The following is a 13552-nucleotide window of genomic DNA, read 5'->3' on the forward strand; positions in this document are numbered from 1 at the left end:
GAATGCTTAAGCATTCTAATCTTGAATTTAAATGGGTTGAACGGACATTGATAAGCTCTTTTGATGATTTTTATTATTTCTATTTGGTCGTGAAACACGGCGGCTTTAGTGCTGCCAGTGAGGCCGAAAATATTAGTAAATCCAAGCTCAGCCGACGCATTATTGACCTTGAAAATAAATTTAATGTCAGCCTGATTCAAAGAACAACCCGCCATTTTAAAGTGACCGATTTAGGTCAAGAGTTTTACGAAGAATGCTGCAAAGTCATTGCTCAAGTTGAATGTGCAGAAAACGTGTTATTAAAGCAAAAAAGTGAGCCACAAGGTTTGGTAAAAGTAAGCTGCCCACCTTTAATGATGCATTTTCAAATTAGAAAAATTTTAAATCAGTTTTTAAAAACCTACCCTAAAGTTGAAATATCTCTTGAGCTAACCAGCCGTCGAGTAGATATCTTGCATGATGACATCGACCTTGCGATTCGAACCAATTTTGAACCGAATGAAGATTCAAATTTAATTGTTCGTGATGTGATTAAAACCGATCATTGTCTGGTGGCTTCACCTGAATTACTGCAAGGTCGTACCATTAAGCATTATTCCGAATTACAGGACTTTCCAAGTATTAGCTTAGGCACACAAAAGCAAAATTATATTTGGCATTTATGCAATATACGTAATGGTGAATCGGTTGATGTGCCTTATCAACCACGAATTAAAAGTAATGACTTGGCAGGTGTTTACTATGCCGTAATGGACGGTTTAGGTATTGCAGATCTTCCTTTTTTAACCGTTGAATCGGAAATTCGTAAAGGAACACTGGTCCATATACTTCCTGACTGGAAGTCGAATATTGGCATGCTACAACTGGTTTATGTGTCCCGAAAAGGCCAACGCCTTGTGGTCGAAAAACTCATTGAAACCCTCATTGATGAGCTTCGTCGTTTACCTGAAAGCCATGAAGGATATTTGCCGACTTAAATAAAAAAACCGGTCATGAATGGGCATGACCGGTTTTTTGTGAAACATCACATGCAGTATAACTGCATGTTTTCGTTCAGAACAAAGCGAACTCGCTTTGTTCCTTACTCAGATAAGTCTACGCAGAGGTATTTCATTTCGACATATTCTTCGATGCCGAATTTTGAACCTTCACGACCTAGACCTGACTGTTTTACGCCACCAAACGGAGCAACTTCGTTTGAAATTGCGCCTGTGTTAATGCCGACCATTCCGTACTCAAGTGCTTCACCCACACGCCATTGACGCGCTGTACTTTGAGTAAATAAATAAGCAGCTAAACCAAACTCGGTATCGTTCGCCATTGCCACTGCTTCATCTTCAGTTTTAAAGCGAAATAGTGGTGCAAGCGGACCAAAAGTTTCTTCTTTAGACACTTTCATGTCTTGCGTTACGCCAGTTAAAACTGTTGGTTCAAAGAATGTACCGCCAAGTGCTGAACGCTGACCACCAATACGAACTGTTGCGCCTTTCTCAGTTGCATCTGCAATATGAGACTGCACTTTAGCAATCGCATCTTCATCAATTAAAGGCCCTTGAGTTGAACCTTCTTGACGGCCATCGCCAACTTTAAGCTTAGACACAGCTTCAACCAAGCGCTCTGCCAACGCATCGTAAATGCCATCTTGAACATAAATACGGTTAGCACAGACACAGGTTTGACCGCTGTTACGATATTTACTTGCCATGATGCCCTGAACTGCTTGTTCAAGGTTGGCATCATCAAATACCAGTACCGGTGCGTTACCACCCAGTTCAAGCGAAAGCTTTTTAATGGTTGGCGCACATTGTTGCATCAAGATACGGCCAACTTGCGTTGAACCAGTAAAGCTTAACTTACGAACAATATCGCTTTCGCAAAGGGTTTTACCGACTTCAACTGCATCACCACTAATGTTAATTAAAACATCTGCTGGTAAGCCTGCCTGTAACGCCAAAACTTCAAGCGCATAGGCGGTTAACGGCGTTTGCTCTGCCGGTTTAACCAACATTGAACAACCTGCAGCAATGGCTGGACCTGCTTTACGCGTAATCATGGCAGCCGGGAAGTTCCACGGCGTAATTGCAGCTGTAACCCCAATCGCTTGTTTAATCACGAGCAGACGTTGGTTTGGCAACGTAGGTGTTAAGACTTCACCATCAATACGACGCGCTTGCTCGGCAAACCAGCGAATGAATGATGCTGCATAACCAATTTCACCACGTGCTTCTGCCAATGGTTTACCTTGCTCAGCTGTTAAGATTTGAGCCAGATTTTCTTTGTGCTCAAGCATGAGGTTGTACCATGCCAATAGCACATCAGCACGCGCCAAGGCAGTTTGCTTTTTCCAAGCAGCCTGCGCTTTTGCTGAACGGTTAATTGCGGCTTCAACTCCTGCACGGTCATAGGTTTTCACCCATGCCAAAGTTTCACCCGTAGCAGCATCCTTCACCTCGATATAGTCATTTGATGCAGGTGCTTCTAATGAAATATCAGGATGTTTTAATAAATACTGCAAATTATTTTGAATCATGCAGATTGCTCCATTGCTTTTGCACTACCTGCTTTTAGTGTCGCAAAACCTTGTTTCAAGATATCAAGACCTTGACGGAATTGCTCAGCAGGAATGGTTAATGGATATAAGAAACGAATTACATTACCGTATTTACCACAAGTAAGAAGTAACAACCCGTTCTCCATTGCATAGTTTTGTACAACTTTTGCTTGTTCAGCAGTCTCCAGTTCTACTGCAACCATTGAACCCAATGCACGAATATCTGTGACCACGTCACCTGTTGCTTGCTGAATATCTTTAAGCGTAGCAACTAACTCAGCGCCTAATTCATTTGCACGGTCGCATAAGTTTTCTTCTTCAATCGCGTCAATCACGGCATGCGCAGCTGCAACTGCAATCGGGCTACCTGCATAAGTACCGCCTAGACCACCCGGGTTTGGTGCATCCATGACTTCTGCACGGCCCACAACACCTGAAATAGGGAAACCACCGCCCAAGCTTTTCGCCATCGTGATGAGGTCTGCTTTAGTTTCATAATGGTTCATCGCAAATAACTTACCAGTACGAGCAAAACCAGATTGAACTTCATCAGCGACAAGTAAAATACCGTGCTTGTCACAAATTGCGCGTAAACGTTTTAAGAACTCGGCTGGTACCACATTGAAACCGCCTTCACCTTGTACTGGCTCAAGTACAATTGCCGCTACGTCATGTGGCGCAATATCTTCACTGAAAATATCTTCAACGCTTTCAATTGCCGCATCTACTGAAATCCCTTTTGCCGGTACTGGGTAACGTGCGTGGAACACACCCGCTGGCATTACACCGAAATCACGTTTGTAAGGTGCTGTTTTACCTGTCATTGCCATGGTCATGAATGAACGACCGTGGAAACCGTTACCAAAAGTGATAATGCCGTGACGACCTGTATAAGAACGAGCAATCTTCACCGCATTTTCAACAGCTTCTGCACCTGTTGTGAAAAAAGCTGACTTTGCAGGACCAGCAATTGGCGCGCGTTCATTAATACGCTCAGCTAAAGCGACATAGCTTTCATATGGTGTTACTTGATAGGCAGTATGCGTAAATTTAGTGAGTTGCTCGGTCACCGCTGCAATCACTTTAGGGTGGCGATGGCCTGTATTTAAAACCGCAATACCACCAGCGAAATCGATAAATTGGTTGCCTTCCTTGTCCCAAAGCGTGGCATTTTCAGCTTTTTCCGCATACCACTGACACATCACGCCTACACCACGTGGAGTTGCTTGCTGTTTACGTGCGTTAAGTGCAGAATGTTGAGTATCCATTTGATTCCCTCATATTTTCATCATCAGTTGCAGCTTAGTTTTTTTGCATCCTGTGCTTAATTTTCAGGGTGCTTTACAACGACTGCCTATGCATGTAATTTCGCTCGTCTGATGGCAACTGACGAGAGCCACTTTTTAACTGTAGGAGAGAGCCAATTGCGTAGTTTACTTGGAGATCATTTGCTGCAACGACTCCAACAGGACACTGAAGGGAAACTACATCAACGCCTTTTCCGTTGCCTGCGTGGTGCCATTATTGATGGAGTGATCCAGCCGAAGACTCGTCTACCTGCATCACGCGATTTAGCCAGTGAAATTCATGTTTCGAGAAATACCGTTCTTAGTGCCTACGAACAACTACAGGCCGAAGGCTATTTAGAAGCACGGACAGGACATGGCACATGGGTTGCCGAAAAATTACCAGAGAGTTTTTTAAATACACAAAACAAGAAAAAAGTAGTTTCTAGCCCAAATATTCAAAGTTCTTACGCCCTCTCACAGCGTGGCTCAAACTTATTAGGCTATGCCGCAGCCTCGCCACATCAATGGGGAGCCTTTGTTCCGGGAGCCCCCGATGTTACCGAGTTTCCACATCATATTTTTAGTCGTATTCAAGCACGCTTAAGCCGCGAACCGGATATTAACCGCCTGATTTATAGCAACGCAGGTGGATGCATAGAGCTTCGAAGTGCGTTGGCAGATTACTTACGTGTTGCGCGTTCAGTCCAGTGCGATGCGGACCAGATTATTATTACCGAAGGCATTCATCAAGCCATTGATTTAGTCTCACGTGCACTGAGTGATATGGGAGATAAAGTCTGGATTGAAGATCCCGCTTATTGGGGAATGCGTAATACGTTACGGATTAATGGCCTCGATATTCAGCCCATGCCTGTCGATGCTGAAGGCATTATTCCCGAAGAAAATCCGGATGTACCGCCCAAACTCATTTTTGTCACACCATCACATCAATATCCGCTTGGCTCACATTTAAGCCTTGATCGTCGCAGACAATTGATTCAGATCGCACGTCAGCACAATAGCTGGATTGTAGAAGATGACTATGACAGTGAGTTCCGTTTCTCGGGCCAGCCTTATCCATCTTTGCAAGGCTTAGAAAATAACGCACCTGTTTTATATATGGGCACGTTTAGTAAAACTATTTATCCATCTTTAAGAATTGGCTATTTGGTCGTCCCTAAGCCGTTATTTTCACCGCTACGTATTGTTGCGGCCGAACTTTATCGTGGTGGGCACTTGCTTGAGCAAAAAGCCCTCGCTGAATTTATTCGTGAAGGCCATTATGAAGCGCATATTCGCCGTATGCGACTGCTCTATGGTAAACGCCGCGATTACTTGGTGAGCTTAATTCAACGCTATCTTGGCCCCGAATTTATTCATAAATATGACGAAGCGGCAGGATTACATCTGGTTTTAAAACTACCGAACTCTTGCGATGATGTCGCGATTGCAGCCACAGCACTTGAACGTGGCGTCAAAGTTCGCCCACTTTCACAATACTACATGCAATCACATGCACATGCCGAACGTGGACTGCTGATGGGCTTTGCCTGTGTAAATGAAAAAGATATGGTGATGGCTTTTGGTGTCTTGCTCCAATGCTTACGTGAAGCAGGTGTACCTACGCTAAATTAACTATTCTCTCGTATTAAAACAAACAAAAAGAGCCTCACAGTGAGGCTCTTTTTTATTTAAAAATTTAAACTAACTTTTCTTCATGGCTATGAGTTAAATGGGTTGCACGACGCTCTTTACCCCAACCTAGCTTTTCAGACAACAATCCGAAGAACACAATAATGCCGAACAATGCTGTGGTGTAAATCACTTCTTTAAAATAGGTGCCTTCAATCAACATGGTAAGAATTGCACCAATAATTGCAAAGATCACCACATAGGTTAGGTAAGGGAACATCCACATTTTAAAGTCAATCTTCACGCCTTCAGCTTCTAATTTTTTACGCATACGAAGCTGAGAATAAGCAATGGTCAGGTACACATATAGTGTTGCTGCACCTGTTGTTAGCATGAAGAAGTCATAAACATTCATACTCTCTGTTGCAGTTAAAATTACCGCAATTACAGAGAAGAAGCATGACACAATCACGCCCACCCAAGGACTGCTTTTACTGTTTACAGAACCAAAACTTTTTGGTGCATCACCACGTTTAGACAACGAGAATAGCATCCGTGAACACGTGTAAAGCGCTGAGTTAAAGCAACTACATACCGATGTTAGAACTACAAAATTTACGATATGGCGCGCGCCCGGAATACCAAGTGCAGACAGAGTTACACTATAAGTACCCCAAGTTGAATCTTTTAAAAGTTCATTGTTGTGAGGAATCAAACATACAGCAACAAACATTGAACCAACGTAGAATAAAATAATGCGCCAAACCACCGAGTTTGATGCCTTACGAATTTCTTTAGATGGATTTGCAGACTCTGCCGCTGCTACAGTAACAATTTCAGCGCCAATATAGGCGAACATCACCCCAAGCAAGGCGGTAATCACTGATGAACCACCATTTGGCATAAAGCCTTGAGAGGTTAAGTTACTTATACCAGATGCAGCCGGATTGCCCCAAGGCCACAAATGCATAATGGCTAAACTACCAATCACAAGGAAAACAACAATCGCGATGACTTTGATGAGCGCAAACCAGAACTCGAATTCACCATAGTTCTTGACGTTTTGTAAATTGACAACAACCAGTGCAACAATGACGACGGTCATATAAACCCAGATCGGAATAAACGGGAACCAGTTATTTAAAATTTTTCCTGCTACATAAGCTTCCCAGCCCATGAGCATCGCCAGCGTGCACCAGTACAACCAACCAATTGAAAACCCTGCCCAACGGCCAATCGCACGGTCTGCATAAGTTGAAAAAGAGCCACTGTCGGGATTTAAAACGGCCATCTCGCCTAACATACGCATGATGAACCAAACTAGGAGGCCACCTAAAGCATAAGTTAGAAAAACTACTGGGCCGGTGTTGTAGATAATACTGCCTGAGCCAACAAAGAGAGAGCCACCAATAACCCCTGCAATCGAGATCATAGTTAAGTGGCGTGATTTAAGTCCATGTTTTAAACTTTGGGAGTGATTGGCTTCAGAACCATTTTGATGAGCTGCCATATCATTTTCCTTAATATATGGAGGATATCGGCTAGTCTCGGAAATCCTCCGAAGCCAAAAAATATCCCCTAAAAATTTAGCCGTTCTGCCCAATTCCTAAAACAGAAAATTCACTGAGCTTATCCGGCGCTTCCGTATGCATACTTCCAATGGCTTTAATTTGTCGTTTCGGCACTCAAGAAACGAGAGCCATTTTTGTAATAAAAGAGAGAGCCAATTGCAAAATTTATACGCAAAATTGGCCCTTTTTGTAGAAGATGCTGGTAAATGGCTTTTTGTTTTTATTTTAATCAGATTGAATTTCTTTAGTTTTGCTCAGAAATTAATAACGCCTTTGTGCCTGTTTCCAAGGCTCTAAATATATGTTTTTGATCGGCTGGATAACAAATATAGTCTCCAACACCCAGCTCAACCGCTTCATCAATTAAACCCACTAAAGCTCGCCCTTCAACCACAATAATATGTTCTACCGAACCAACTGGATGTGGTTCTGAAAGTCGATCTTCGCCCGGTTCAACAATCAATAAATACACATCTCGGCGCGCATGGGGTGGACAGGTCGCCAACAAAATTGCTTTGTAATTGGCAATCTCCGAACTCACCGTTGGCCCATCGCCACAGCGAATGACTTGCACTTGATTGCTCGGTTCTTCCATCAAACGTGCAAATGGAATATTGAGTGCAACACAAAGTGCCCACAAGGTTTCAATACTTGGATTACCTTGCCCTGCCTCTAATTGAGAAAGTGTAGATTTAGCAACACCTGCACGGCGCGCAACCTCTGCCAATGAAAGCCCTGCTCTTTGGCGTTCACGCGTTAAACCTTTGGCAATAATTTCGATTGGCTGAGACATTCATTCTATCCGTTCTATAAAAAAAACGATCGTTCGTTTTGACAAAACAATCAGACTTATTCATTATAATGGAAAATCGTTCGTTATATCATGCCATGACTACATACGCTCTTATTAGAAAACTTAGTAAAGATACTACTCGCTCGATTTTCTTTGTGTGCCTAGCAACGAGTGTCGTTGGTATGTCCTTAGGTTCACTCGCCGCAAGTTATGGCTTAGCACTCTGGATCCCACTTTGCCTGTCCATATTTGTGCTCGCGGGAACTGCTGAATTTATTTTTGTTGGATTCTTGGCGGTAGGTGGTAGCCCGATTGCAGCTGCAATTGCAGGACTACTCGTCAATTTAAGACATCTACCTTTTGGCATTGCGGTCAATGAACTGATTCGAGGCAAATTCTCTCAATATTTTGGGTCTCATATCATGAACGATGAAAGCGTTTTGTTTGGTATGGCACAGCCTGATTTCGAAACCAAAAAGGCTGCTTACTGGCTATGTGGTATAGGCATCATGCTCAGTTGGCCGCTCGGTGTCACTGCAGGTTATTTTATTGGGAGTGCTATTCCAGACCCTAAAACATTTGGCTTAGATGCGATTTTCCCAGCTATTTTAATTGCTCTTACTTTTTCTGCTTTAAAGAATAAGGTGACTCGAAAAGCTGCATTTGCCGGATCAACTTTAGCGTTGATAACCACACCTTTTTTAGCCTCAGGACTTCCAATCCTGATTTCACTTTTTGGCTTGATATGGGGTAGAAAAAAATGAGTCAACAGTTACTGATTATTGTAGGAATAGCTCTACTCGCACTGGGTACGTACAGTATCCGTTTTGCTGGTTTCCACTTAGGTGCCAAGTTTTCATTTTCTGAAAAATACCAAGTTTTACTCTCAAACGGCGCCACCGTTTTGCTCTGTGCTATTGCTGTAACCACTACATTTTTTGAAGGCCAACATTTCGCAGGTTTCGCACGTATATTTGGGGTGGGTTTGGCACTTTTCTTAGTTTGGAAAAAAGCCCCGCTTTTATTGGTGATTTGTCTGGCAGCGGCTGGCACAGCACTGGTACGTTTACTTGGAATTGAGTAATAAAAAAGGCGAGATAAACTCGCCTTTTTTAAAACTTTGATTAGAACGGTAAATCGTCGTCTAAATCAGCTGGTGCAGATGCTGGTTGTTGAGGTGCTTTAGGAGCGAAACCACCACCTTGTGGGCTATTGCCACCATTACCGAAACCACCTTGGCCACCATAACCACCATTGTTTTGGCCGTAGCCACCACCTTGGTTGTTATTTTGATAGCCGCCACCTTGTTGAGGCGCGTTAAAACGTGGTTGGTTAAAATCATTACCGCCAGCAAAACCTTGTTCACCTTGTTGACGAGCATCTAACATTTGCATCTGGTCGCCACGGATTTCTGTAGTGTAACGTTCTTGACCATTTTGATCTGTCCACTGACGTGTACGTAATGAACCTTCGATATAAACTTTAGAACCTTTACGTAAAAACTGCTGAGCAATTTCCCCTAAACGGTTATGCAAAACAATACGGTGCCATTCTGTTTGTTCTTTACGTTCACCTGTATTTTTATCGGTCCAAACTTCACTTGTTGCGATAGAAAACTGGGTCAACGAGCCCCCATTTGGAAAAGTTTTTGTTTCAGGATCACGACCCAAAGTACCAACCAAAATAACCTTATTTACACCACGCATTAGCTGTCTTCATCCTATACATTTCTATGTTTTACTTTATAAGAGTTATGCTTAAATGGCTACCTCTTTACCGAACAACTGCGTTAAATCACGTCGCGAAGCGTCATCAAGAGACTGTTTATCGACTTTAATATAAGCAACTTGCTGGTCAGGCATCACCACAACTTCTTCGATACCACGAATTGCCAATAGTTGTGTGGTCCACTCATTCACCTGTTGCACTTGCGGCAATGGCAGCACAATAGATGACAAATACCGCGGCTGAGCTAAACCAAAACTAATTAGCAGCCATATTATAGCAATCCCTGCTAAGACACTCCATCCAATCGCAGTATTATGTAACATCAATAATTGACCACCTAGTGTGCCACCAAAAAAGGCACCTAAGAACTGGCTACTGGCATTTACCCCCATAGCAGTGGCTTTCGACTGGATTGGAGCGGATTTTGACAGCCAAGAAGGTAATAAAGCCTCCATGACATTAAAGGCAATAAAGAAAATTCCTAAGCCAGCGAGTAATACATATTTTGATTGATAACCAAATATAAGAAGAAGCAAACCTGCAATAATGCCTGTAATTGCTGTTAAGAAAATGCCGCGCATTTTGCGATATTTTTCAGCGATGATAATGCTAGGAAATGCAAAAAACAGACTAATAACCAAAAGTGGCAAATACACCAAACCGTGGCTAGCCAAAGGAATATGCGCAAACTCGATAAGCTGTGACGGCACATAAATAAACATGGCGGTCAGCAATAAATGCAATGCAAAAACCGAAACGTGTAAACGGTTTAAATCACCCATTTGAATGACTTGTTTAAGCTGTGCCATGTAGCCTTGCTGATAATTACGATGGTGACGAGTGACTTTAGGCACCAGCAATAACATCGCAATCGCGATCAAACCCATGATGGTTGTCACAAAGAACAAACCAGAAATACCTACAAGGCTTGTGAGCCAAGGTCCAAGACTAAAAGCGACTACAAAAGATAGACCAATACTCATGCCCATGGCAGCCATGGCTTTAGTACGCTGCTCTTCACGCGTCACATCGGCTAAAAGTGCCATAACTACTGCCGAAACTGCACCCGCCCCAGCGATAGCACGGCCAATAATTACGCCATAAATGGTGTCAGATAATCCGGCAATTGCACCACCAATAGCAAAAAGCAATAGACCAAAGACCACAAGCGGTTTACGGCTAAAACGGTCAGCAAGTAAGCTAAATGGAATTTGTAAAATGGCCTGACTTAAACCATAAATACCTACAGCCAAACCAATGAGTGCTGGAGTCGCATATTGATATGACTGCCCAACTACAGAAAAGACAGGAATAATCATGAACAAGCCCAACATGCGTAGCGCAAAAATACTACTTAAGGCAAAAGTTGAGCGACGTTCCAAAGCATTCATCATATCAATACACGTTATCAAACTAAGTAAATTATAAGCCGATTCGTTTCTAAAAATACGGGACACCTTATTTAAAATAACGATTTGGTCTTAAAAAAATAAAGAGGCGTTTAGCCTCTTTAGTTTATCGAAGTTTGCTGAAAATTAGCTTAAGGCGACTGTTGCTCGCGCTTCGAATATTGAATTGAAGCGATAACCGCCCAAACAATGAACGCTACACCAATTAAACCTGTGACAACTTCCGGTACATGCACGCCTGTACCACTTGCAATCATAATGAATGCTAAAGCACCGATCGCATAATGCGCACCATGTTCCAAGAACACATAGGCATCTAACGTACCTTTTTCTACAAGATAAACTGTCATTGAACGGACGAAAATAGCACCAATTGCAAGACCGAGCATAATCACGACAACATCGCTAGTAATGGCAAATGCACCAATTACACCATCAAAACTAAATGATGCATCTAACACTTCAAGATATAAGAAACCACCTAAACCGGCTTTTACAACACCAGAAGCGGCGCCTGATCCATCTTGTAATACAGCATTACCATTTTCATCAATTTCAGGCTCACCACCTAACAAATGACTTAACACTTCAACGCCAATATAAACCACAATGCCCCAAATACCTGCCATGACCACAGCTAAGCGGTGAACTTCGTCCACATAAGCAGCCATCACGATTAAAGCAATCAAAGCAAGAAATACAGACATTGCCGGTACGCTTGCCAAGCTTGCAAGTTTAGATTCAAGCCATCTAAACCAATGCGTTTCTTTTTCGTCATCAAAGAAGAAGTTTAAGAAAACCAATAATAGGAATGTTCCACCAAAAGCCGAAATTTCAGCGTGATGTGCCATTAAACGTTCAGAATAGGTTTTCGGATCATTAAGTGCCATTTTGGCTACTTCGATAACACCCATATCAGCAGTCACTGCAACAATCACGACTGGGAAAATCAGACGCATACCAAAAACGGCGATTAAAATACCTACCGTTAAAAAGATCATTTTCCAGAACGGGTCCCAATTACGTAGAACCGATGCATTCACGACCGCATTGTCAAAAGATAAAGAAACTTCCATCACAGCTAAAATCGCGGTAATGGTTAAAGCTTTAAGCATGGTTGACACGCCCGCTTCAGGTCCATGGGTAAAACCCCAGTAAGCGGATAGTGCTAAACACACCACCGTAAAAAATATCGAAAATCGGAAATGCTTCATGGATCAGACCTATACCAAGAATTAAATTTAATCTTTCTTAAAACCGCGGCTATTATATCGATAATTAACCACAAAACGATGTTGTTTTGTGCCGTTATTCACTTTACTTTATCTCACTGTTTAATAAAGAAATTTATAATATTTCATTAACTTATTAATCGTATTAAATATTTTCTTGCGATATATCTATCATTATTATTTTTGTATTTTAAAATTGATTTAAAATCGGGTTTAGCTGTCTTATTTTAAATGGAATGTTTTTATGCTTTTTTCTCAAGAACTCTGGCAACGTAATTTAAATTTATATCAAAAAATTCTCGACCTGCCTTTTAATCAGGAACTTGCTAACGGTACTTTAGATAAAGAAGCTTTTTGTCATTATGTTATTCAAGATGCTCAATATTTAGTGGCCTATGGCCGTGTGTTGGCTGTTGCAGCAGCTAAAGCTTTTGATGCTGACGATATTATGCAGTTTTCAGATGCAGCTAAAATTGCAATTGTGGTCGAGCGCAGTTTGCATGACGACTTTATGAAAAACTTTGGTGTCACCAAAGAAGAATTTAAAAATACCCCATTGACACTGGCAGGCCATCATTACACTTCATTTTTGACAGCAACTGCTTGGTCTGAAAGCTACCCTGTTGTACTTGCTGCTCTATTACCTTGCTTCTGGATTTATGCCGAAGTCGGTAAAGACATTGTGAGTAAGTCTGTCCCAAACAATCCTTATCAGGCATGGATCGATACCTACGCAGGTGAAGAATTCCATACCGCCGTTCGTAATGTGATTGCGACGGTAGATAAAGTTGCCGCACGTTGTGATGCAGATACTTTAGAGAAAATGCATGCAGCCTATACCATGGGTGCAAAACTTGAATGGTTATTTTGGGATAGTGCCTACCATCAAAGACAATGGTTAGGTTTAGATCAGATCTAAAATAAGATGAGTTCTGACCATTTAGTTCATTAAATGGTCAGTGTTTAATTTAACTTTGAAACAATTGCCAGCCGTAAATCAAACCTGCCGCAGCCACAACCCAGCATAGTGTTGCGACTCCTAAACAAGACCACATCGACATACGAGTTGCCAGCACATAAACAGCAACTAAATAAATGGCATAAGGAATCAGTGACCATAGACCAAATAAAGCCGTTTTCTGTAATGCTTCAGCTCCTTTTTGCTGATAGACAATCACATGAGCAATTAAAGCGAAGGTTGGAAAAAGCGGGACTAAACCCGCAATATAAAATGCCTTACTTTTCGATAAAATCGAAATAATGAGGACAACCCCGGCCCCCAACATACACTTTAAAAATAACGCCCACATGCGCTGATCCTATCTGGTCATATCCATTTCAAAACGC

General features: G+C 42.1%; 13 protein-coding genes. 5 read left to right on the forward strand and 8 right to left on the reverse strand.

What is annotated here, in order from left to right:
• Positions 1-2: 2 nt before the first annotated feature.
• The gene (locus KNQ97_RS09445; RefSeq protein ID WP_000912182.1) at positions 3-977 is read left to right on the forward strand and encodes a LysR substrate-binding domain-containing protein; all 975 of its coding nucleotides are present in this window, start codon (positions 3-5) and stop codon (positions 975-977) included.
• Positions 978-1081: 104 nt separating this feature from the next.
• Here KNQ97_RS09445 and KNQ97_RS09450 read toward each other — a convergent pair whose 3' ends face one another.
• The gene (locus KNQ97_RS09450; protein ID WP_000615675.1) at positions 1082-2530 is read right to left on the reverse strand and encodes an NAD-dependent succinate-semialdehyde dehydrogenase; all 1449 of its coding nucleotides are present in this window, start codon (positions 2528-2530) and stop codon (positions 1082-1084) included.
• Positions 2527-3819 (reverse strand): 4-aminobutyrate--2-oxoglutarate transaminase, encoded by a 1293-nt coding sequence (gabT, locus tag KNQ97_RS09455; RefSeq protein WP_031963345.1) that lies wholly within the window; start codon positions 3817-3819, stop codon positions 2527-2529. Before gabT ends, KNQ97_RS09450 begins: the two co-directional genes overlap by 4 nt.
• Positions 3820-3975: 156 nt before the next feature.
• Here gabT and KNQ97_RS09460 point away from each other — a divergent pair, with 156 nt between their 5' ends.
• Positions 3976-5475 carry a PLP-dependent aminotransferase family protein gene (locus tag KNQ97_RS09460; protein ID WP_253612146.1) on the forward strand — a complete coding sequence of 500 codons (1500 nt, stop codon included), beginning with the start codon at positions 3976-3978 and terminating at the stop codon, positions 5473-5475.
• A 64-nt stretch (positions 5476-5539) separates the two neighbouring features.
• Here the strand turns inward: KNQ97_RS09460 and KNQ97_RS09465 are convergent, their stop codons facing one another.
• Positions 5540-6982: an amino acid permease gene (locus KNQ97_RS09465; protein WP_000718865.1), complete on the reverse strand. Its 1443-nt coding sequence runs from the start codon at positions 6980-6982 to the stop codon at positions 5540-5542.
• 305 nt (positions 6983-7287) lie between these two features.
• A complete protein-coding gene (locus tag KNQ97_RS09470) occupies positions 7288-7836 on the reverse strand; it encodes a helix-turn-helix domain-containing protein (protein WP_000081859.1) in 549 nt (182 codons plus the stop codon).
• Positions 7837-7904: 68 nt separating this feature from the next.
• On the opposite strand from KNQ97_RS09470, the gene KNQ97_RS09475 reads away from it, so the two are divergent.
• Both KNQ97_RS09475 and KNQ97_RS09480 read left to right on the forward strand, forming a co-directional pair.
• The gene (locus KNQ97_RS09475) at positions 7905-8600 is read left to right on the forward strand and encodes an AzlC family ABC transporter permease (RefSeq protein WP_253612147.1); all 696 of its coding nucleotides are present in this window, start codon (positions 7905-7907) and stop codon (positions 8598-8600) included.
• Positions 8597-8920 (forward strand): AzlD domain-containing protein, encoded by a 324-nt coding sequence (locus KNQ97_RS09480; RefSeq protein ID WP_000082714.1) that lies wholly within the window; start codon positions 8597-8599, stop codon positions 8918-8920. The genes KNQ97_RS09475 and KNQ97_RS09480 overlap by 4 nt, the downstream gene beginning before the upstream one ends.
• A 40-nt stretch (positions 8921-8960) precedes the next feature.
• Here KNQ97_RS09480 and ssb read toward each other — a convergent pair whose 3' ends face one another.
• From ssb to KNQ97_RS09495, 3 genes are all read right to left on the reverse strand, one after another.
• Positions 8961-9542, reverse strand: a complete 582-nt coding sequence (gene ssb, locus KNQ97_RS09485; protein WP_001215080.1) for a single-stranded DNA-binding protein — start codon at positions 9540-9542, stop codon at positions 8961-8963.
• Positions 9543-9593: 51 nt separating this feature from the next.
• Complete coding sequence (locus KNQ97_RS09490) at positions 9594-10958, reverse strand: MFS transporter (protein WP_000980460.1); 1365 nt, start codon at positions 10956-10958, stop codon at positions 9594-9596.
• A gap of 146 nt (positions 10959-11104) precedes the next feature.
• On the reverse strand, positions 11105-12187 hold the full coding sequence (locus KNQ97_RS09495) for a DUF475 domain-containing protein (protein ID WP_000680210.1): 1083 nt from the start codon (positions 12185-12187) through the stop codon (positions 11105-11107).
• A gap of 262 nt (positions 12188-12449) precedes the next feature.
• On the opposite strand from KNQ97_RS09495, the gene tenA reads away from it, so the two are divergent.
• A complete protein-coding gene (gene tenA, locus KNQ97_RS09500; protein ID WP_000899418.1) occupies positions 12450-13124 on the forward strand; it encodes a thiaminase II in 675 nt (224 codons plus the stop codon).
• 49 nt (positions 13125-13173) lie between these two features.
• On the opposite strand, the gene KNQ97_RS09505 is transcribed toward tenA, so the two are convergent.
• Positions 13174-13515 carry a GlpM family protein gene (locus KNQ97_RS09505; protein ID WP_000263330.1) on the reverse strand — a complete coding sequence of 114 codons (342 nt, stop codon included), beginning with the start codon at positions 13513-13515 and terminating at the stop codon, positions 13174-13176.
• Between the last annotated feature and the right edge of the window lie 37 nt (positions 13516-13552).

Origin of the sequence: Acinetobacter sp. UC24323 (assembly GCF_024151445.1) — a bacterium.
Lineage (GTDB): Bacteria > Pseudomonadota > Gammaproteobacteria > Pseudomonadales > Moraxellaceae > Acinetobacter > Acinetobacter baumannii.